The organism is Pedobacter sp. W3I1 (assembly GCF_030816015.1).
Taxonomy (GTDB): Bacteria; Bacteroidota; Bacteroidia; order Sphingobacteriales; family Sphingobacteriaceae; genus Pedobacter.
Genome location: NZ_JAUSXN010000001.1, coordinates 4713326 through 4734822, shown reverse-complemented (window position 1 = coordinate 4734822; position 21497 = coordinate 4713326). Strand labels below are relative to the sequence as shown.

Annotated in this window: 19 protein-coding genes; 7 read left to right on the top strand and 12 right to left on the bottom strand. The window is 38.4% G+C overall.

Annotated elements, in window-relative coordinates; all coding sequences use genetic code 11:
- Nucleotides 1-167 precede the first annotated feature (167 nt).
- The 7 genes from murA to QF042_RS19295 all read right to left on the bottom strand — a co-directional run bounded on the left by murA (nt 168) and on the right by QF042_RS19295 (nt 7239).
- The gene (gene murA / locus QF042_RS19325) at nt 168-1493 is read right to left on the bottom strand and encodes a UDP-N-acetylglucosamine 1-carboxyvinyltransferase (protein WP_307531444.1); all 1326 of its coding nucleotides are present in this window, start codon (nt 1491-1493) and stop codon (nt 168-170) included.
- 72 nt (nt 1494-1565) lie between these two features.
- Nucleotides 1566-2258 (bottom strand): DUF4290 domain-containing protein, encoded by a 693-nt coding sequence (locus QF042_RS19320; RefSeq protein WP_307531442.1) that lies wholly within the window; start codon nt 2256-2258, stop codon nt 1566-1568.
- Between the two features lie 418 nt (nt 2259-2676).
- A complete protein-coding gene (locus tag QF042_RS19315; RefSeq protein WP_307531440.1) occupies nt 2677-3174 on the bottom strand; it encodes a histidine phosphatase family protein in 498 nt (165 codons plus the stop codon).
- Complete coding sequence (locus QF042_RS19310; RefSeq protein ID WP_307531439.1) at nt 3167-4198, bottom strand: glycosyltransferase family 9 protein; 1032 nt, start codon at nt 4196-4198, stop codon at nt 3167-3169. The genes QF042_RS19315 and QF042_RS19310 overlap by 8 nt, the downstream gene beginning before the upstream one ends.
- Nucleotides 4199-4325: 127 nt before the next feature.
- Nucleotides 4326-4928, bottom strand: coding sequence for a DUF4254 domain-containing protein (locus tag QF042_RS19305; protein WP_307531437.1), 603 nt, complete (start codon nt 4926-4928; stop codon nt 4326-4328).
- 98 nt (nt 4929-5026) lie between these two features.
- Entirely contained in the window at nt 5027-5533 is a 507-nt protein-coding gene (locus QF042_RS19300; protein ID WP_307531434.1) for a hypothetical protein, read from the bottom strand.
- A 23-nt stretch (nt 5534-5556) separates the two neighbouring features.
- A complete protein-coding gene (locus QF042_RS19295) occupies nt 5557-7239 on the bottom strand; it encodes a DNA polymerase/3'-5' exonuclease PolX (RefSeq protein ID WP_307531432.1) in 1683 nt (560 codons plus the stop codon).
- 87 nt (nt 7240-7326) lie between these two features.
- Here QF042_RS19295 and QF042_RS19290 point away from each other — a divergent pair, with 87 nt between their 5' ends.
- Nucleotides 7327-7953, top strand: a complete 627-nt coding sequence (locus tag QF042_RS19290; RefSeq protein ID WP_307531430.1) for a hypothetical protein — start codon at nt 7327-7329, stop codon at nt 7951-7953.
- A gap of 224 nt (nt 7954-8177) precedes the next feature.
- On the opposite strand, the gene sppA is transcribed toward QF042_RS19290, so the two are convergent.
- Nucleotides 8178-9944: a signal peptide peptidase SppA gene (gene sppA, locus QF042_RS19285; protein ID WP_307531429.1), complete on the bottom strand. Its 1767-nt coding sequence runs from the start codon at nt 9942-9944 to the stop codon at nt 8178-8180.
- A gap of 40 nt (nt 9945-9984) precedes the next feature.
- Here sppA and folK point away from each other — a divergent pair, with 40 nt between their 5' ends.
- The gene (gene folK, locus QF042_RS19280) at nt 9985-10491 is read left to right on the top strand and encodes a 2-amino-4-hydroxy-6-hydroxymethyldihydropteridine diphosphokinase (RefSeq protein ID WP_307531427.1); all 507 of its coding nucleotides are present in this window, start codon (nt 9985-9987) and stop codon (nt 10489-10491) included.
- 316 nt (nt 10492-10807) lie between these two features.
- Here folK and pssA read toward each other — a convergent pair whose 3' ends face one another.
- Together pssA and rho are read right to left on the bottom strand one after the other, a co-directional pair.
- A complete protein-coding gene (gene pssA, locus QF042_RS19275) occupies nt 10808-11497 on the bottom strand; it encodes a CDP-diacylglycerol--serine O-phosphatidyltransferase (protein WP_307531425.1) in 690 nt (229 codons plus the stop codon).
- An 89-nt stretch (nt 11498-11586) separates the two neighbouring features.
- On the bottom strand, nt 11587-13332 hold the full coding sequence (gene rho / locus QF042_RS19270) for a transcription termination factor Rho (RefSeq protein WP_307531423.1): 1746 nt from the start codon (nt 13330-13332) through the stop codon (nt 11587-11589).
- 422 nt (nt 13333-13754) lie between these two features.
- Between rho and pyrF the strand changes: the two genes are divergently transcribed.
- The 5 genes from pyrF to QF042_RS19245 all read left to right on the top strand — a co-directional run bounded on the left by pyrF (nt 13755) and on the right by QF042_RS19245 (nt 17739).
- Complete coding sequence (pyrF, locus tag QF042_RS19265; RefSeq protein ID WP_307531421.1) at nt 13755-14585, top strand: orotidine-5'-phosphate decarboxylase; 831 nt, start codon at nt 13755-13757, stop codon at nt 14583-14585.
- Nucleotides 14586-14713: 128 nt separating this feature from the next.
- Entirely contained in the window at nt 14714-15622 is a 909-nt protein-coding gene (locus QF042_RS19260; RefSeq protein ID WP_307531419.1) for a DMT family transporter, read from the top strand.
- 215 nt (nt 15623-15837) lie between these two features.
- Entirely contained in the window at nt 15838-17121 is a 1284-nt protein-coding gene (locus QF042_RS19255; RefSeq protein WP_307531418.1) for a DUF2851 family protein, read from the top strand.
- A 52-nt stretch (nt 17122-17173) separates the two neighbouring features.
- Entirely contained in the window at nt 17174-17389 is a 216-nt protein-coding gene (locus tag QF042_RS19250) for a hypothetical protein (protein ID WP_307531416.1), read from the top strand.
- Nucleotides 17390-17520: 131 nt separating this feature from the next.
- Entirely contained in the window at nt 17521-17739 is a 219-nt protein-coding gene (locus QF042_RS19245; RefSeq protein ID WP_029277136.1) for a PspC domain-containing protein, read from the top strand.
- Between the two features lie 76 nt (nt 17740-17815).
- Here QF042_RS19245 and QF042_RS19240 read toward each other — a convergent pair whose 3' ends face one another.
- Both QF042_RS19240 and QF042_RS19235 read right to left on the bottom strand, forming a co-directional pair.
- Nucleotides 17816-18385: an ankyrin repeat domain-containing protein gene (locus tag QF042_RS19240; RefSeq protein ID WP_307531412.1), complete on the bottom strand. Its 570-nt coding sequence runs from the start codon at nt 18383-18385 to the stop codon at nt 17816-17818.
- 478 nt (nt 18386-18863) lie between these two features.
- A complete protein-coding gene (locus QF042_RS19235; RefSeq protein WP_307531410.1) occupies nt 18864-20300 on the bottom strand; it encodes an IS4 family transposase in 1437 nt (478 codons plus the stop codon).
- Between the last annotated feature and the right edge of the window lie 1197 nt (nt 20301-21497).

Below are 21497 nucleotides of genomic sequence, written 5' to 3'. Positions count from 1 at the left end.
TATTCGCGAAATATAGTTTAAAGATCTCTCTCCCTAAAGTTCGGGACTGCGCTTCAGTCGAGATGACGAAACCATAAAAACGTCCGGATAATTATTACCCGGACGTTTTATTTATGCCATTTTCGCTTTGGGTTTTACCTTTAACCCTCCACCTCTAACCTTCTACCTTAATGGCTCGGTGCATCAGCATTTACACGCTTAATTTGCGCGCCTAAGGCACGTAAACGGGTGTCGATATCCTGGTAACCGCGTTCAATCTGTTCGATGTTATAGATGGTTGATTTACCTTCAGCTGATAAAGCCGCAATTAATAGGGAAACCCCGGCTCTAATATCAGGTGAAGTCATGCTAATTCCACGAAGTTTATATTTTTTATCGATACCATTAACGGTTGCACGGTGTGGATCGCAAAGGATAATCTGAGCACCCATATCGATCAATTTATCAACGAAGAATAAACGGCTTTCGAACATTTTTTGGTGGATTAAAACGTTTCCTTTTGCCTGTGTAGCCACAACCAGAACAATGCTCAATAAATCAGGCGTAAAACCTGGCCAGGGAGAATCGGCAATGGTTAAAATTGAGCCATCGATAAAAGTGTCGATTTCGTAATGTTTTTGAGAAGGAACATAAATATCATCGCCCCGGCGTTCTAATTTTATGCCTAGTTTTTTGAAAACCTCTGGTATTACGCCCAGTTCATCATAACAAACATTTTTAATGGTAATTTCCGATTCTGTCATTGCAGCCATGCCAATAAAAGAACCAATTTCAATCATATCCGGCAGCATTCTGTGCTCCGTTCCACCTAAAACGCTAACACCTTCAATGGTTAACAAGTTAGAGCCAATGCCCGATATTTTTGCACCCATGCGGTTAAGCATTTTGCAAAGTTGCTGTAAATAAGGTTCGCAGGCGGCATTGTAAATCGTAGTGGTGCCTTTTGCTAAAACTGCTGCCATTACAATATTTGCCGTTCCGGTTACCGATGCTTCATCCAACAAAATGTAAGCACCCTGTAAATTGGTTGCATCTACATTAAAGAAAGCTTTTTTGCTGTCGTAAACGAATTTTGCACCTAATTTTTCGAAACCAATAAAGTGTGTGTCCAGCCTTCTGCGGCCAATTTTATCACCGCCTGGTTTTGGGATTGCTGCTTTACCAAAACGCGCCAACAATGGTCCAACAATCATAATCGAACCACGTAAACCACCACCTTTGGCTTTAAAAGTGTCAGATTCGAAGAAATTTAAATCAATATTTTTAGCTTCAAAAGTATAAGTATCTTTATTAATACGCTCAACGGTAACACCTAAATCGCCAAGTAATTCAATCAGTTTGTTTACATCTTTAATATCAGGAATATTACTGATGGTTACTTTCTCTTCGGTAAGCAATACAGCCGATAAAATCTGTAAAGCTTCATTCTTGGCTCCCTGAGGGGTAATTTCGCCTTTTAATTTAATTCCGCCTGTTATTTCAAATGCGTTCATATATTTTTAGTATCAAGTATCAAGTATCAAGATTGGGCGGATATTTTAACCTTCCGCCTTCTGCCTTTAACCTTAATATTTAGGTTTATTGTTGTTATTTGGCCTGCGATTATTATTGTTGTTGTTATTATTTTGACGGTTTTTTCCGTTGTTGTTATTGTTGTTGCTTCTACCCCGGTTATTGTTGTTATTGCTTTGACGAGGAGTTTGTGCTCTAAATTCTACTTTAGCCAGGTTAACACCTTCATCAAGTGATAATAACCCACCAGAAAGATACTTTAAGTCTTTAATAATGGTATCATCACTTACATTATCCTTATTCCAGGTAACATAAGCCATTTTCATGAAATTTGCGATGCTCTGAACCATTGCCTTTTTAATTTCAGCATTTTCTTCACGCATGGCTTTTTCAATCAGATTCTCAACCGTTTTACCATAGTGTTTGTAGGTAATTCTTTGTTGAGGATAGGCCAGGGGTTCTGGTTTAATATAAGCATTTTCGATTAATGGCTTTGGATATGGGCTATCTACATCAATTTGGTAGCCAGAAATAATGTGCAGGTGATCCCAAAGTTTATGCTTAAAATCGGCAACATCACGTAAATGTGGTTGCAAAAAACCCATCAGGTCGATAACCGCCTGGGCATATTTATTACGTTCTTCAATGGTAGGTAATTCGCAAATATACTTTACCATATTTTGTACGTTACGGCCATATTCCGATAGAATTAAATGGCTACGCGTAGTATTATAATCAAAATTCATGTACAGATAAATTAATGGATAAATTTTCTGGCGATACGAATTATGAAATAACCAGGAGAGTTTAGGTTATGAATTCACCGAAATGTCTATTGCCAGATTTTCGTTTTATATATTCAAAGGTAATAAAAATATTTAATTAGAGATGTTAATATTTGATGTGAAATATATGCTTTGGTTTTTTGGAAATGAGGGGGCAGGAGTTCTTGGCGCATTCGGTCCCGTTATTCGCTATAGCCCCGATAAAGGATCGGGAGCTGCCGCTACTACCGGGTGTATTTAACTGTGGGTTGGGCTTGTAGGGGAAAACCTTTCCAGCGCCAATGAGCTAAAGCCGTTTTAAAGTATTTATGCATTTGGCTAAAGCCAATCTGTAATGAATATAAACCTTAATGATCTTAATTCCTTAATAGTAAAAGCGTTAAACTTCATCACTATTCTTCGGATAATCAAAAAATACCAATTCTCCTGTTCCTTTGCTTACCATCTGCCACGAATCAAAAGGAAAAGAAATTAATACCATGCCTGCAGTTGGAATGTTGTAAATATCGGCATTGCATAACTCGTTCGCAAAATCTGTAAAACCGGGATTATGACCAAACATCGCAATATGGTCCGCACCATTATTCAGGCTATTAAGCACTTTAAGTAAGGCGGTCGTGTTGGCTTCATAAATAGATTCTTCGAATTGGATTTGGTCTATATTATAAGCTTCTGCAAAATATTTGGCAGTAGATTTGGCTCTTTTTGCAGGGCTACTTACAATTAAATCTATTTTGAAACCCCTGTTAATCAGTCTTTCGGCCATTTCTGGTGCATTTTCTTTGCCACGTTTGTTTAACGGACGGTCGAAATCACTTAAATCTATATTTCCCCAATCCGATTTGCCATGGCGGACCAGAAGTAGTTGTTTAGCCATTTAGTTTCTCTTTAATTTTATCTACAATTGTTTCAGGCTTAATTAAGTCTATACAGTTTTCAACACCGCAAAGGCAGGGTTTGTTTCCATAAATAGAATTTGGCCGCGCTGGATGGTCAATCTGGATGCAATCGCTTTCCAGTTGCCCGTAGCCCAAAAAGCCCGCATAAGGATGTGTTGGTCCCCAGATAGATACAACAGGTACACCAACAAGTGAAGCCATATGCATGCCAGATGAGTCCATGCTCAACATTACATCTAAGTTCGAGATGATGGCAAGCTCTCCTGTTAAGTTAAAATTACCAATTAAGTTATGCGTGTTTTTGTACGTTTTAGCCCAGTTTTCGGCAACTGCTTGTTCTGTTTTACCACCACCAAATATGAAAAGCTCATGGCCGAATCCACTTAATGAGGCAATTACCGCTTCCATTTTTTCTAAAGCATATACTTTATAAACATGCTGTGCGAAAGGAGAGATGCCTATTTTTTTTGTCGTTTTATTGGCAAATAAGGCCTCAGCTTTCACTGGAATAGCTTGTGGAGATTTATTGATTTGATGACTGAGTTTAACCCCAAATCCCAATTCGCGGAAAACATCGGCATAACGCTCTACGGTTTTTCTGAGTGGTTTAAAAACCTTGTTATGGGTACGGGTTAGTGCCTTTTTCTCGGCCCTTCCTTTGTCTATCCGCTTAATTTTTGTTCCGGTTAAACGAAAAAAAGTAGAAATAGCCCTGCTTCTTAAATTATCATGTAAATCGGCTATTGCGGTTGGTTTATAACTGCGAAGTTCTTGGTAGAGTTTGTATAGGCCGTCAATTCCTTTGTGAATGGTTTTAGGCTGGATAGGGTGAAAGATCAGCTTCGGGATGCCATTAAAAAATGCTTTAAAAGCAGATCGGCTCACCATGATGATTTCTGCAGATGGATTTTGCTCGGAAAACTCGCGTAAAACGGAGGCTACCATGGCCACATCGCCCATAGCCGAAAAACGTAAAACGATAATTTTTTGGGTAGTGACCATATGTTAATTTAATCTCGATATCCATGTCTGGTGGCTCACCAGACATTAAGCAGGTATTTTAGTCATGGTTAGTGAGCCACCAACCAAGGAGACAGAGCATGATTAATCTTTACTTTTGATTTAGTCTTTAACCTTTATTATACAAAACCGGATTTAAACTCGGGTCGTTGTACATTTTCATTTGTTTATATACTTTCATGTATTTCCTGCCCGCTTCAATATCAGCCAACAACTCGTCGATACTGTTTGATAAATCGTCGCGTTGCGATAACAATACATTTAATTTAATCTGGCATTGTTTACGGTGCTCAGCTGATGCACTTTCGCGTTCAGCCTCTTCCTGCATATGGTAAATTTTTAGTGCCAGTATAGAAAGCCTGTCTATTGCCCATGCAGGACTTTCAGTATTGATTTTTGCATCTGGCAAAGCTGAAATTCCCTGGTAAAGGTTTAAGAAATAGCCATCAATAAACTCAACCATATCAGTACGCACCTGGTTTTGTGCATCGATACGCCTTTTCCAGCTCAAACCTTCAACAGGATCAATCTGCGGATTACGCACCACATCTTCCATGTGCCATTGGGCGGTATCGATCCAGTTTTTAACGTAAAAAAGATGCTCTAAACTTTCTGCATCGTATGGGTTTTCAACCGGATGGTCAATATCATCAAACTTGTGATAGTCTGTAATTACTTGATTAAATATGCGGTTGGCAATTTCACTTATCATGGTGCAAAGATATTAAATAGATTGATTTTTTTCCTGACGGGGTGATTGCACAGATTAGATGATTACACAGATTAAATTAGTTTAATTTTTTCCATTGATTATTCGTCATAATATGGTGGTTCTGTTTCCTCTTCAGATGGCAGCCAATCATTATTAATTTTTTTCACCAAACTTAATATGATCTTTTTTACGCCCTTTTTTGTAAAGTCTAAACAAATAAGAGCGTTTATCCAATTTTCTTCATTCTGTGCAGCAATTGCCGCGAACCAAAATCCTTCGCTGAAATTTTTATGTGCAGTGGTAATCGGCGACTGGTCATAATCGAATGGTATTTGGGTTATGTTTTCTTGTTCAATGGCTTTTTCTACTATTTTTAGATCAAATGATAATTCAACGGCATCCGAAAGTTGGCCCGCACTACAAATATAAGCCACTTGATTTTCAAGAGATTTCTCAACAACTAATTCTACAAAGTCGCGGTCTTCATCATCCGAAATAGTAAAAGCAGCCCAATTACCCATAGGCAATTTTTTAAACCACTCTGCATCTCTTCTGACGTTTGTATAAAGAATTCTTCTGCCATTGATTATGCCGAATTGTTGCATGCCGTTATTTTTAGATCACTTGGTTAACCCATTGGCTTCTTACTCTCAAAATACTCCGTTATCTCTTCTAACGAAAAAGCATTTAAACATTTATCGGCGCTTAAGCCGCCTTTACGGGCGACTAAAATACCATAATGCATATCGTGGAAACCTTCTGTTCTGTGGGCATCTGGATTTACGGAAAGTAAAACGCCTTTTTCTAAAGCATAACGGTGCCAGCGCCAGTCTAAATCCAAACGCAAGGGATTTGCATTGATTTCAATTACTACTTTGTTTGCGGCACAGGCATCAATAATTTTTTTATAATCGATCGGGTATCCGGCCCTGCTTAATAATAAACGGCCGGTTGGGTGTCCTAAAATGGTGGTGTATGGGTTTTCAATAGCTTTTAGTAAACGTGCCGTTGCTTTTGCTTCGTCCATGCGCAAATTGCTGTGCACAGAAGCTACAACAAAATCGAATGTTTTTAAGATATCATCCGAATAATCCAATGAGCCATCACTTAAAATATCGCTCTCAACACCTTTAAAGATTTTAAATGGAGCGAGTTTTTTATTCAGTTCATCAATTTCCTGGTGTTGACCAAAAACCCGTTGCTCATTTAATCCTTTTGCGTAAACCGCAGTTTTAGAGTGGTCGCAGATCCCTAAGTACTCAAGATTTAAGTTCTCTTTGCAATACACCGCCATCTGCTCTAAAGTATGCACACCATCGCTCCAGGTAGAGTGGTTGTGTAAACTGCCTTTTAAATCATCGTATTGGATTAAACTAGGGAGTTTATTTGCTTTCGCCAGTTCTATTTCGTCGAAATCTTCACGCAACTCAGGCTCAATAAAAGATAAACCTGCTTTGCTGTAAATCTCTTCTTCGTTGGCAAAAGGTCCTTCGCCAGCTAATGTTAGCACCTTTTCTACATGCGCTGTATTTCCAGTTAAGCTGAACCATTGCAAATAAAAATCAACTTTTTCTACCACATGAATTTTTATTCTAAAACCTGCTTCGGTAGTGCAGATGAAAGTATTTTCAGCTTCGATAAGCGAAAGTGGAGCAAAAGCAGGTAAGTTTTGTTTAATGGCATCGGTTTGTGCTGTACCAATTACGATTTCTAATTCATCAATAATCTCACAGGCGCGGCGGTACTGACCTGCGAAACCTAAAAGCGCACTGTTATCAGTTTTTGCAGTCCAATCAGAAAGTTGGGTAAATAGAGTTTTGGCAAAACCTTCAACCTGGGCATATAAAAACCGTCCGTTGGCAGCCAATTTAAATTCGATGGCATTTTTAATTTCTTCCTGGGTTTTTAAACCGAAGCCTTTGGCTTCAATCAAGCGGTTTTCGTTACAGGCATAATACAATTCACCTATATTTTCTATTCCTAAGGTACGCCAGATAATGAAAATCTTTTTAGGTCCGATGCCCTTTATGGCCAGCATTTCTACTATCCCTTCAGGTGTTTTCTCAAGAATTTCGTTAAGCTCTTTTAATTCTCCGGTTTGTAGAAGCTCAATAATTTTGGAAGCTAATCCTTTACCAATTCCCTCAATTTTATCCAGCTCATCTAAAGGTTTGTCCTTTAAAGCAAAGGGCAATTTATCTACTTTAAAATAGGCATTTGCAACAGATTTAATTTTGAAGGGATTTTCTTCATGCAGTTCCATAAGCTGCGATAAGAGGCGTAAGGTACGGGCGATGGTCTTGTTTTCCATAAGGGGTAAAATTAGGAAATAATGCCTCAAATCTTTACCACGCTCCTAAAATTAAACACAATTTTATTAAACCGTTGTTTTACACTAATGAAATCTATAAAATTTGCGCTTTTGGGATTAAGCATAGGCTTGGCAGCTTGCCATTCTGCCAATAAAACAGATCAGAACAAGACAGATTCAATGAATTTAGCATCGGCTACAATGCAAGCTGTTGATGAAAGATTTTTGATTGTGGCCGGTCGTTCTATAGGCGAAATTACACTCGGAGAAAGTATGGAACAGGTTGGAATAAAATTGGGCAGGCCAGATGCAGGTGATGCCGCAATGGGAAAAGCATGGGGGATTTGGTATAGCGACGATTCGACAGGGAAACATCCTAACGAAATTGCAGTATATTCTTCCTATCGCGATACAAGCATGCTTATAAAAGATGTGAAACAGATCAGGATCACCTCCAATAAGTTTAAAACAAAAGATGGTTTGGCAACGGAGAGTACTTTGGAAGATACAAAACAGAAATTTCCATCCGTTAAAAAGCTTTCTGCTTATTTAAACGAAGATAATGATACTGTAACGGTTTACGACGCCCAAAAAGAAGGGATTGGCTTTGAATTTTTAAAGGGAAAAAGCATTTCTTTAACCGTTCATCCGGCAAATACTCCTGTTAATGCAACTTATTTAGCATTGCATCCACAATGGAAACTGATTAATTAAAGAGATTGAGATCGGAGATTTGAGACGTCAGATGGGCTAGTTGGCTGATGGTTCATGGTCAATTGCCAGGGTGGGGGTAGCCCATGACTATTAACTATTCAACCATTGACTATCAACAAAATATCGATTATATATAAACCTCGCAGGTTTAACTCGTCGTTTAATTTATTTTTAAAGGACTAGTTGAGGGCTGAAGCCGTTTAAAAACCTGCGAGGTCTGAATTTTATTTAATAACCGCTTCAAATGGCATTCTGGCCTGAATTCCAGAGCTTGCCATTACCTTTTTCATTTGTTGGTAAAGCATGTAATTATCGCCAAGTTCTTGTTTGGTATAATAGGTTTTAATTCTGTCGGTACCTTCATCCATTAACGATTTCCATGGATCAATTACATCCGGGTATTCTACAACCTTATAATTCTTTAATTTAGCTTTTTTAGCCGCCGCCTTAATGGCATCGTTAAAACTCCCAATTCTATCGGCTAAGCCAATTTGAACGGCATCTGTTCCAATCCAAACATGGCCACCGCCAATGCTATCGATATAAGCTTTACTTTTCTTTCTGCCATCGGCCACACGGCTCACAAAACCGCTGTAAATTCTGTTTAATTCATTTTGGATGATGAATCTTTCACCAGCAGTCATAGGGCGGTTAGTGGCCATAATATCGGCGTATTTACCAGTTTTAACGCCATCAAATGTAATTCCCAGTTTGTTGGTCATTAAATTTTGGAAATTCGGGATAATACCAAATACACCGATAGAACCTGTAATGGTATTCGGCTGCACAAAAATACTATCAGCAGCACAACCAATATAATAACCGCCTGATGCAGCCACATCGCCAAACGATGCAATAACAGGTTTTTCTTTTCTGGTTAATACCACTTCTCTCCAGATTACGTCCGAAGCAAGTGCGCTGCCTCCAGGAGAGTTTACGCGTAAAACCACCGCTTTAATGTTATCATCTAAACGTGCTTTTCTAATAGCTCTCGAAATACGTTCCGAACCAATCTGGCTATCAGAACCTTCACCGCCATTAATTTCGCCATTGGCATAAATCACCGCAACTTTGTCTTTTCCTTCGCCTGTATCGCTATTGTTTTTAGCGTAATCGTTAATCGAAATCGAACGGACATTCTCTCCTCTGGTTCTACCCGATAATCCTTTTAATTCCTCTAAAATCTGATCTTTATACTTTAAAGCATCAATCATTTTAAAGTTTACTGCATCTTGCGGCTGCTGCACTTTGTAATTATCAGCAATGTTATAAAGACTATCTTTTTGGATATTTCTGCTTTGCGCAATATCGGTCAAAAAAGTATTGTACAAACCGCCAACATAAGCTGTAACCTGTTTGCGGTTGTAATCGCTCATTTTATCTAAAATAAAAGGTTCCACAGCACTTTTGTAGTTTCCTACGCGGATGACCTGCATTTCTATACCAACTTTTTCTAATGTTCCTTTAAAGAAAGTTAATTCAGAGCTAAAACCCTTAAATTCTAAAGCACCTTCGGGATTTAGATATACCTTATCAGCTACTGAAGCTAAATAATAAGCTCCTTGGGTATACACTTCGCTGTAGGCAATAATTTTCTTGTGAGATTTTTTGAAATCGATCAGTGCATTTCTAACCTCACGCAGGGTTGCAAAACCAGCATTTGGACTGCTTACATTCAGGTAGATACATTTAATATTATCATCTGTTTTGGCTTTTTGCACCGCTTTTAGGAAATCGTTTAAGCCTATACCATCTTTTTCTTCGCCACCAACAATTGGCAGGTTTCCGAATGGATTTTTTGGCGTACGTTCTGTAATGGCCTGGTCTAAATTCAGGAATAGTACCGAATTGTTAGACACAACAACGGTTTTGTCGCTATCAATAGAAGATATTAAACCTACAACAACTACGAAGCAGATCACAAATACAATTACTATTGATAAGAAAAAGCCCAGCATAGAGGCAAATAAATACTTAAAGAATTCTCTCATTTAAATGTTTTAATTTTGTGTTGTAAAGATATAAAAATACATGATGCTTAATAAAGCTTTAGAGTACAACACTGCTTATTTGTTACTGGGTGGGAATTTGGGCGATAGGGAGGCGAATTTGAAAAAAGCCATCGAACTATTGAACGATAAAATGGGTAAGGTGATAGCCATCTCATCTCTTTATGAAACCGCAGCATGGGGTAAAACCGACCAGCCTGCTTTTTTGAACCAGGCCGTAGGTTTACAAACCCGTTTAACGGCACTTGAAGTTTTAGAACGTGCATTAAGTATCGAACAGGAATTGGGCAGGGTAAGGAAAGATAAATGGGGAGAACGGTTAATTGATATCGATCTGATCCTTTTTGGTGATGAAATTATCAATATTCCAGATAAACTCCAGGTGCCTCATCCCTACATGCAGGATAGAAAATTTGTGATGGAGCCTTTGGCTGAGATTGCCCCTGAAGTTGTGCATCCTGTACTTGGAGAAACGATTTTGTCGATCTGCCGTAATATCGATGATCCCCTTGATGTTAAAAAGCTTTAATGCATCAAATTTCTAATGTATCGGAGGTGATCAAGGTTTATATTAGGGATCGCCCAGCTCGTATCTTTACCAATGCTATTAAGACTTTTAAAGCTTAAAACGAAAGAAAAGGCCCCTTCGACTACACTACCATTGACAGACTTCAATAAAAAGCGTCGTCATCTCGACTGAAGCGCAGCGAAACGGAGAGATCTATCTAAGCAGATTTCTCGACTGCGTTGCACTCCGCTCGAAATGACGAAAGCTTGAGGAAGTTATCTCCTTAAACTTCTACGTCATTCATATTGATTTTTATAAAATAAATTATCTCTCTGGATTATTTATTTGGAGTTACTACCCTAAAATGTAATACTGATAAAGCAATATACAGCACCAATACAAAAGGAATAGCTGCAAATTTTAGAAAAGCAATTAATATTGCCGACAGGATAAGGAAGATAAATTTGATCTTATTTTTCGCCCAGCTTAAATCGCTGAATTTTAAAGAGAATATTTTGATTTCGCTCACCAATAAGAAACTCGTAATGGCAGTAATGGCAATCAATAGTATGCTAGAGGAAATGATCTGGGGATAATCATTTGCAATAAACGGTAAGGAGCAAATAAACAAAGTATTCATCGGGGTATTTAAACCAATAAAATCTTCTGTTTGCCTTTCATCATTGTTAAATTTAGCTAACCGCAATGCCGAAAAAATAGTAATTAAAAAACCAAAATAGGGAAGGTACTCAGATGAATAATCGCTGGCTTTTAAAAGTTGAAACATGATTACACCCGGTAAGAATCCAAAACTTACCATATCTGCCAAAGAATCCAGGTCTTTTCCTATTGCTGATTTAACATTTAATAAACGGGCAACCATGCCATCAAAGAAATCGAAAATTCCGGAGAAAATAACGAAATAGGCGGCGGTTTCTAAATTGCCTTTAAATGCAAATACGATTCCGATACAACCAGATAAAAGGTTTGCACAGGTAATCGCATTAGGAAGATGTTTTTTTAGCATGGGGTCTAAGGTTTAAGGTTTAGGGTGTAAGGTTTAGGCATCCAATTAGGAAACCTTAAGCCTTACACCTTTTACCTTTAAGCTTTATCTTAGCTGTTCATCGAAATTAAGAACTCTTCGTTACTTTTTGTTCCTTTTATTTGTGATTGAACAAATTCCATTGCTTCCTGGCTGTTCATGTCAGCAAGGTGGTTACGTAAAATCCACACGCGTTGCAAAATATCTCTATCGAGCAATAAATCGTCGCGACGGGTACTTGATGCCGTAATATCAATTGCAGGGAAGATACGTTTGTTAGATAATTTACGATCTAATTGTAACTCCATGTTACCTGTTCCTTTAAATTCTTCGAAGATCACCTCATCCATTTTAGAACCTGTATCGGTTAATGCGGTAGCTAAAATGGTTAGTGAGCCACCATTTTCGATGTTACGTGCCGCTCCGAAGAAACGTTTTGGTTTGTGTAACGCATTTGCATCAACACCCCCTGATAATATTTTACCTGATGCCGGTGCAGTTGTATTGTATGCTCTGGCCAAACGGGTAATCGAATCTAAAAGAATTACCACATCATGTCCGCTTTCTACCAAACGTTTTGCTTTTTCTAAAACAATATTGGCAATTTTAACATGGCGTTCAGCCGGCTCATCAAAAGTAGAAGCAATAACCTCAGCCCTTACACTACGAGCCATATCGGTAACCTCTTCCGGGCGCTCATCAATTAATAAGATAATTAAATAAACTTCCGGATGGTTTTTGGCAATTGCATTGGCTACTTCTTTAAGCAGGTTCGTTTTACCTGTTTTTGGTTGCGCTACAATTAAACCACGCTGTCCTTTACCAATTGGCGTAAATAAATCCATAATACGGGTAGAGTAGTTGCTGTTATCCGTAAATAAATTTAATTTTTCTGTTGGGAAAAGTGGCGTTAAATAGTCGAAAGGAACACGGTCGCGAACCTCAGCAGGAATTCTGCCATTAATGGTTTCTACGCGAACGAGTGGGAAATATTTTTCGCCTTCTTTTGGCGGACGGATACTACCTTTTACGGTATCACCAGTTTTTAAGCCAAAAAGTTTTATTTGCGACTGAGATACATAAATATCATCAGGAGAAGTTAAGTAGTTGTAATCTGCCGAACGCAAGAAACCATAACCATCGGGCATAATTTCTAAAACACCCTCATTTGTAATTACGTTATCGAAATCCAAGTTAGAATAACTGTTTTCGTTTTTGTGGTGATTGCCACCGCCTGGTTGTTTTTGCTGACGGTTTTCGTCGCGTTGCGGTTTTTCCTGCTTTTCTTTAGGCTCTTGTTTTTGCTTTGGAGCCACCGGAAGTACTTCAGCACTTTCTTCGATTAAGGCTGAGATAGGTTTTACACTTTCTTCAGCTTCAACAATTCTGTCGGGCTGTCTTTCAGGTTGTTGATGGTGCTGCGGTTCGTCAAATAAGGTTACCGAATCTCTTCTTCTTTCAATTGGCGCTGCAGGCTCATCTTTGCTTAACCTTGCTCTTTTTTTAACAGGCTTGTCGGCTACAACAGGCTTATCAGCTACGACAGCGTTTTCTGCTACTGCTGCTGAAGCAGCGGCTGCAGCAACTTTTGATGTTTTTGCAGCTTTAGTTTTAGGCGCAGGAGTAGCTGCAATAGGTTCGATTTCGCTATAAGGGTCTGCACCAGCTTTAGCGGCATTTATAATTTCCTGTTGGTGTAAAAGTACTTCAACAAGGTCGATTTTTCTTAGGGAGTCGGCACCTTCAATGCCATAGCTTTTTGCTAGCTCACGTAATTCTGTTGTGAGCTTATCATTTAATTCTGTTTTACTAAACATTCTAAATATATATGTTTCAAGAAATTTTTCATTTGTTTATAACGGATGTTTTCTGTTATAAATCTACACAGGCTTAAATATATTTGTGTTAGTGCAGGCCCGGCAGTTTCATTGTGTATAAATTCTTAAGGCTATAAAACATTATGAGTTCATTATAGAAATGCTCAAATTGTTTCATAACTGTTTACAAGCTGAATAAAAAGCGAAATTGGCCTTTAAAAAATGGTAACAAAAAACAAGTCTTGATAAATTTTTCTGGGATATTCAGATAAACGGTTGAGAAATTATGTTGCAATTGTATGTATTTGAAACGTAATCTGCAAGCAAAAGTTTAAAATGTTTATAAAAATAATTAGTGTGAGCATTATTTTGTCGCTCAGAAAACTTAAAAATCTTCATATTTGCAGCAAATAAGCCCATATATGACAAAGCAACAACTTTTCGAGCAGATACAAAAAAAACGTTCATTTTTATGTGTCGGATTAGATTCTTCGTTAGATAAAATACCAAAACACCTGTTAAAGTATGAAAATCCAATTCTGGAATTCAACAAACAGATTATAGATGCCACAAAAGATTTGTGTGTAGCTTATAAACCGAATACTGCTTTTTATGAGTGCTACGGTAAAAAAGGTTGGGAAACTTTAATCGAAACCTGGAAATATATTCCGCAGGATATTTTTTCTATTGCAGATGCCAAACGTGGCGATATTGGAAATACCTCTGCCATGTATGCCGAAACATTTTTTAATGCTGCATCGTCTGAGATGAGTTTCGATTCGGTTACCGTTGCACCTTATATGGGGAGCGACTCGGTAACGCCGTTTTTAACTTTTAAAGATAAATGGGTAATTCTATTAGCCTTAACTTCGAACACCGGACATGCAGACTTTCAGTTGCAGGAAATTGGAGAAGACAGACTCTTCGAAAAAGTGATTAAAACCTCGCAAGCCTGGGCAACTAATGAGCAGATGATGTATGTGGTAGGTGCTACACGTGGTGCGGCATTTGGCGATGTACGTAAACTGGCACCAGATCACTTTCTTTTGGTACCAGGCGTAGGTGCACAAGGTGGAGATTTAAGTGAAGTGTGTAAATATGGGCTAAATTCGCAATGTGGATTGCTGATTAATTCTTCCAGAGGGATTATCTATGCCAGCCAAGGGGAAGACTTTGCCGAAAAAGCCAGGGAAGAGGCCTTAAAACTTCAAAAGGAGATGGAGCAGATCCTAGTTAACGCTGATCTTGTTTAGGCAAATAGTTTTTCTTTTAACCCCAAGACCACAAAGAAAGTTACCTGTTTTCAAATGAATGCCACTTGGTTTAAAACTTTGTGCCGCTTTGCGCCGAACTTGGTGTTCTTTGCGGTTAAAAACTGCTCATGAAATCAAAAATAGATCTTAAACTCATACTCGCCCTATTTGGCGTGGCTTTGATATGGGGCACAACATATTTAGGAATAAGGGTTGCCGTAGAAAGTATTCCGGCCTGGTATGTAACGGCCATTCGTCAATCTGTTGCTTCAATAATTATATTGGTTCTGTTAATTAAACAGAAGGAATTAAAATGGATTGGATGGTCGAGTTTTAAACGACAAATCTTATTGTCTATTTTAATGGTGGTAATTGCCAATGGCATGACAACCGTTGCTGAAAAGACTATTCCAAGTGGATTGGCTTCCTTAATTAATGCCACCTCTCCCTTGCTCGTATTTCTCGGATGCGTATTTCTAGGGATTCAAAAGGCAAGTTTAAAGGGATTTATTGGCGTTTTTATCGGTTTTTTAGGTATTGTTTTTATTTTTAGAGACGGTTTGAATGATTTGCTTGAACCAGGTTACCGGAACGGGATTTTATCTTTGATAATTGCGGTTTCAGGTTGGACAGTCGGCACCATTTATTCGAAGAAACACAGTGGTAAACCTCAATATATTTTTTTAAATCTATTTTACCAGTTTGTGTTTTCGGCCATTATTCAGTTGGGCTTAGCAATGGTGTTTTCTGGTAAGGCTGATGTAAATTCCTGGAAAACAGAAAGCATATTTGCCACTGTTTATTTGGCTGTGTTCGGGTCTGTTTTGGGTTATTTCTGTTATCATTATGCCCTAAAAAGGGTTTCAGCATCCGAAGTTTCTATCCTAACTTACTTTAACACCATTATCGCGATATTTTTAGGTTGGTTAATTTTAAATGAAAAGGTAGGTATTGACTTAGTAGTTGCAACCGTTTTAATTATTGCAGGGGTTTTTATTACCAATTATAAAAAGAAGGCTGAAGTTAAAGTGACCTAAAATTATTTCTAATCTTACCTGACCTCAAACGTCATGCTGAACTTGTTTTATTAGTAGTTTTTATAGCTTTAAAGGTCTAATAGCTACTTCGTGGTCAGCATCTTTTTTGCATGTAAGACCCTGAAATAAATTCAGGGTGACGTCGCGCATAATTAAAAGCTCAAAATTTAAACTTATAAGTTAGTTGTAGCCAAATAAATTCATTATCTTCAAGAATGAATTTTCCGGAAGATTTTCTTCATTACGTTTGGCAGTTCAGGTCGTTTGATTTTAACGATCTGCAAACCACTCGTGGAGAAAATCTGAAAATCATAAACCCAGGCTTGCTCAATAAGGATGCCGGTCCTGATTTTTTTCATGCAAAAATCGAAATTGGCAATACTACCTGGGCGGGAAATGTAGAAATTCATTTAAAATCGTCTGATTGGTTAAAGCACAACCATCAGGTTAATCCTGTATATGAAAATGTAATCCTGCATGTAGTTTACGAGCATGATGCCGAAATAAAAAGGATGGATGGATCCATTTTGCCGGTTTTAGAATTGAAGAACCGGATTTCTACTGATCTGATTAGAAAATACGAAAATCTGTTCCTCACTTTAACTGATTTTCCTTGTATTTCTCAAATTGGGAGGGTAGATGAGTTGATTGTAGATTCTTTTTTATCAAGAACCTTAGTGGAGCGTTTTGAGCAGAAAACAAATGCTGTTACAGAAACCTTAAATGAATTAAACGGGAATTGGGATGAGACTTTCTACCGGTTCATGGCGCGTAATTTTGGATTCAAAATAAATGCTTTGCCTTTCGAGTTGTTTGCCAAAGCAGTTTCGCAGCATATTTATGCCAGGCATAAAAATAATCCACATCAAATAGAAGCATTGGTTTTTGGTGCCGCTGGTTTTTTAAACGATCAGTTTGAGGAAGAATATCCCCGAAAGTTAAAAACCGAATTTCTGTTTCTTCAAAAGAAATATAACATTACACCGGTTGACGTTTCGATGTGGAAATTTATGCGGATGCGTCCTCAAAACTTTCCAACCATTCGTTTAGCACAATTTGCCGCATTAATTATAAAAGCCAATCATCTTTTTTCTAAAATTATGGAAATAAAGAATGTGGCTGAACTGCATACCTTATTTGAAAACCTGCCGGTAAATGATTACTGGAAAACACATTATCATTTTAAGAAAGTAGCTTCTGGAGTGAATACCCAAATTGGAAAAACATCTGTAGATAGTGTCCTGTTAAATACTGTCGCCTTGTTTTTATTCGCTTATGGCAAACATACAGCTACACCATATTATATCAGTAGAGCGATAAAACTGTTAGAAAGTTTGCCAGCTGAGCAAAATGCAATTACCGATAAATTTACAGGAGCAGGAGTGAAGATGGCGAATGCATTTGCCTCTCAGGGAATTTTGCAGCTAAAAAAGCAATATTGTGATGAGAAAAAATGCCTATCTTGTGGTATTGGAATTAAAATTTTAAAGCAGGCCTAACCAGATTCTGATTTCCAGTAAAACTTTCTACCTAATAATCCGTTTTTATATTATGGAATTTCCACACGAGCTAAGAGAACTATATCCTAATCTGATTATTGAGGTTAGGGGTAATGCCGATGCCTTAACTGTTATTTTAAACAAAGATGTTGATGTCCATAAATTTAAGGCAGAACTGATCAAAAAGTTTTCAGGACTGACAGAACAGCAAACACTTTTTATTAAACATGAGGATAGACAGGATTTCGAGAAATTGGTTTTGCAATAATGAGTGAGGTTATGCGATTGAAATTTAACCAATTAAATTTCATAAATTAGCGTTTGAAAGCAAAATGATGGTTTTGGTTCGGATAATTTTTATCTAGTGCAGTGCGATTAATATTTTAAAATAGGCATAAAATGTTCCAGAGAATTATAACTTATTTTGAGCAGCAGAGTTTTGGCGTTTCTACTTATTTGGCCAATAAGCTGAATATGAGTACAGCTAAAGTGCGTCTGTTTTTTATTTATTCGTCGTTTTTGGCGGTGGGTTTTCCTATATTATTCTATTTTTTGGCAGCCGTTGTGCTCGATATCAGAACGTATATGAAAAGAATGCGGTTGAGGATATGGGAATAGTTCAGTTTTCAATTGGCAGTATTCAGTTATCAGTTAAATCAACTGAAAATGCAAACTATAAACTGAGAATCGAAAACTAGTCATCGTCTCTTAAAATTTCTGCAATTTCATTAAAGCCTTTTTCTGCGGCTAAATCTGCAGGTAGTTTTCCGCCTTCCATGCGTAAAGAAACATCTGCGCCGTGTTCTAACAATAAAATAATCAATTCAATATTTCCCAATTGTGCGGCAGTATGTAAAGGAGCTAAGCCTGCTTTCTGACAAACATTCGGGTATGCGCCCGCATCTAACAGCATTTTAGTGATATTGAAATTATTAGCGGCAACTGCCGAGTGAATGGGGAATACATTAAAGCCATTTTTTGATGCCAGGTTAACATCAGCGCCTTTTAAAACCAGAAAACGGGCTAATTCTTCATGTCCGAAATAGCAGGCTAAACCAAGCGGTGTAAAACCATCTTCAGAAAATTCGTTTATACTCTGCGGGTTTTGAAAAATCAATAAGGTAGCAGCGTCAAATTTACCAACTGCACAGGCTTCAAATAAGGTTAAATTATCTACAAACTCAGCAATTAAGTCGGCTATTTCTTGCTTTTTTGTAGTAACAAGCCAATAATAGTGGCGAAATATGATGAGAAGTATCAACATTCGCCAATTTTGGATTTTCAACCAAAATTTCTTTTACTGCTTGTACGTTTCCGGCCTCAATTTGTTCTTCGAGTTGCGCTATGCTCATCATATTGTTTCAAAAATCGCTTTAAATTAACTAAAATTAAGGAATTGTAAGCTTTAATGCCTAAATATATATAGTGTAAGGCAATCTACCAAGACCTCAGCGGTTAAAAAACTATTATATCTCCAAAAGAACCATCGTGTGAAAATTGCCAACTGAAAGCTGCCAACTGATTTGGCGTTCCCCAATCCCGTGAAATACGGAAAGGGGCGGGCTTTGCAGGGCTGCGCTTCGCTCCGGTACCGATGAAGGATCGGTACTGAACCCTTACAATCCCTAACGCAAGGGCCCAACGTTTTAATCAGCAATTAATCTTAAAGTCTAGGTAGTACAGAACTGGGTTAAATAAACCTGATAGAACGAAAAGCCCGGAACGAGGTATCCCGATTCATCCTATCGTGTGGACACATCTCTGTGGATATCCCAACCCTGCATTGATGCTTTAAAATACTTGATGCCTATCCAAAGGGTAGTAATTCCTGGGTGCCTGTTACTTTCGTAGCCTTTCCATCCCCCAAGTCTGGCTATTGCCCATACATACCTCTTTAGGTCTTTTGCCTGATATGGGTTTTTCTGCTTTTGGGTTTTCCCTTCAAGACGGATTATCCGATGATCAAGAAACTCCTGCTCCTGGGCCGTAAAACAGGAATCTGCTGACAGCTCTATCTCAGGCTCTGCATAGGAGAGTCTCATAAGAAACAGTTTGATCACCACTTCCATGATCAGTATAGAAAGTTTTTTAACCGAAGAGGCGTATTCAAGTTCCGATGCTTCTATGTTGTATCCCTCTTTCTTAAGTATCTTGAATACTTCCTCTATAGTCCATCGCCAGCTGTACCATTCTATACAGGCCTTTGCCATTTCGATACTTTCTACAGGAAGGGTAGTCAGCAACCTCCAGCAGATACTGTCCTCTCCTGCGTAGCCAACCTCTTTTGCCTCTACCATAAACAGGGGTACTGTAGTGGGCAACCCCTTGCTGGTACCCTTTGTGCTTTTTATTTCGATATCTCTATACCTGACCTCTATTTTAGCAGTCCGCTTTTTCCGTTTCCCCTTGGCGGCTACAGGAAGTTCGTAGTATCCTGCTGACTCATAGGCGGAAAGGCAATCGAAAAGCTTGGTCTTATCGCCCAGCGTTCTGTTGGATCTTGCCCGGACCAATAGATCGGTGTGCCCATCTGGAATGAGCGCAAACTGTTCATATATATCGCCCTCTCTGTCCTGAACGATCAGCATACCCTTTACAACATCGCTTAATGCAGATTTGGTATTGTTCGAAGCCTCGATCCATTTATAGGATTCTTTCTCTTCTATAGGCAGCGATTGGTACTGACGCTCAAATTTTGAGCTAAACTCCAGCGGTCGGTTCCATATCTTAATGTCAGAGTAACCATAGGGAATGCAGTTCTCTGCATCAACAACCAGGCTTGGATGTATAAAAAAGCCAAGCCCCTTAACTTTGTTTGCATTGGTGGTGCCTAGGCCACTGGTTTTATTTATCCTATTCCCGTGACTACTAAGGTTAATCTCGGTAGTGTCCTGAAAGCAGATAACATATCTGCCTGAACATGCTGCTTTACAGTTCCCAATAAGGTTGGACAAGAGTTCATCCTCGCTTATCCGTTCATTCAGGAGAAAACGGTAGAAGCCTTTTGCGGATGCATCATCATCTGTAAGTTGCCGTATCGAATGAACACTCCGGCTAAAAAGGTCATTTAAAATCTTATTCCCTCTTAAAAGTAAACGATGATCCCCTAAATCTGTAAATTCTCGATGCATATCAAGCGCAAAGTAAATAAAAAGATGTGTCCACACGATAGGATTCATCGGGAAGGACTTGAAGTGATAGCGGGACTGTTATAACCGAAGTACACAGAACCCTGCTTTTCCCCGCTCTGTCCGTAGAGTTAAGCATAGCGTCTCTATGGATATAAGAATAAAATTGAGTTTATAAACTCAATTAAAACGAGTCACAGACTCTTTTCTATTATTAATCCGTAGAGCCCTTCGGAACTCTACGGACAGATATGCTTTGGGTACTTTGGCGCTCCAAAATGCGCCAGCATTCTTGAGCACAGCTAAAAACAACGTTGACTGCGAAAAACTACCTTGCCCCGCGGCAAAGAGCGGAAAAATCAATGTTTGCGTTTAATTAATTTTTTTTTTGCGAAATGACTACCTTTTAGTAGCAGGAAAGATGCTGAAATAAATTCAGCATGACGATCGCCTTCGGAACGTGTACTAAAAAACAAATATAGGATTAACAAAAGATGTGTCCACACGATAGGTGAAATACGGAAAAGGGTCGGGCTTTTGCAGGGCTGCGCTTCGCTCCGGTACCGATGAAGGATCGGCACTGAACCCTTACCATCCCTAACGCAAGGGCCCACCATTTTAATTAGCAATTAATCTTAAAGCCTAAGCATTACAGACTTGAGTTAAATAAACCTGATAGAACGAAAAGCCCGGAACGAGGTATGAGTGAGGACTTGAAGTGATAGCAGGACTGTTATAACAGAAGTGCGCAGAAGCCTGCTTTTCAGAATAATATGAACAGCCAAAGTCACCTATTAGGTCTGTGTTCGATATATAACATACCTTTAAAGGCCTCCTGTAGATATTTTTAATTCTTTGTCGTCACCCTGAATTTATTTCAGGGTCGATCTAGCAGGACAGATGCTGAAACAAGTTCAGCATGACGAACGCGTTAGGAAAAGTGCCTAAAATTGGGCGCTGTGAATAAAAACTAATAGAGCTGAAGTTATAAGGTTTATAATAAAAATCCCGTTTAACCTCTCCAGGCAAAACGGGACAAAACCTAAAACAAAATCCGTTTCATTTGATAAAACGTAACAACTTGTGTGTTGTTAAAATAATAGACAATAATTTCTGTTTAAGGTTTAATGCCTGATGAATATTTTTATTTAATTTAAGGCACATTATAAATAAAAGGTATAACTATATATATCCTCTGGTTAGATGCGTTGTTTTGAAAAGAGGAGGCATGGTAGGAAGCATATAACA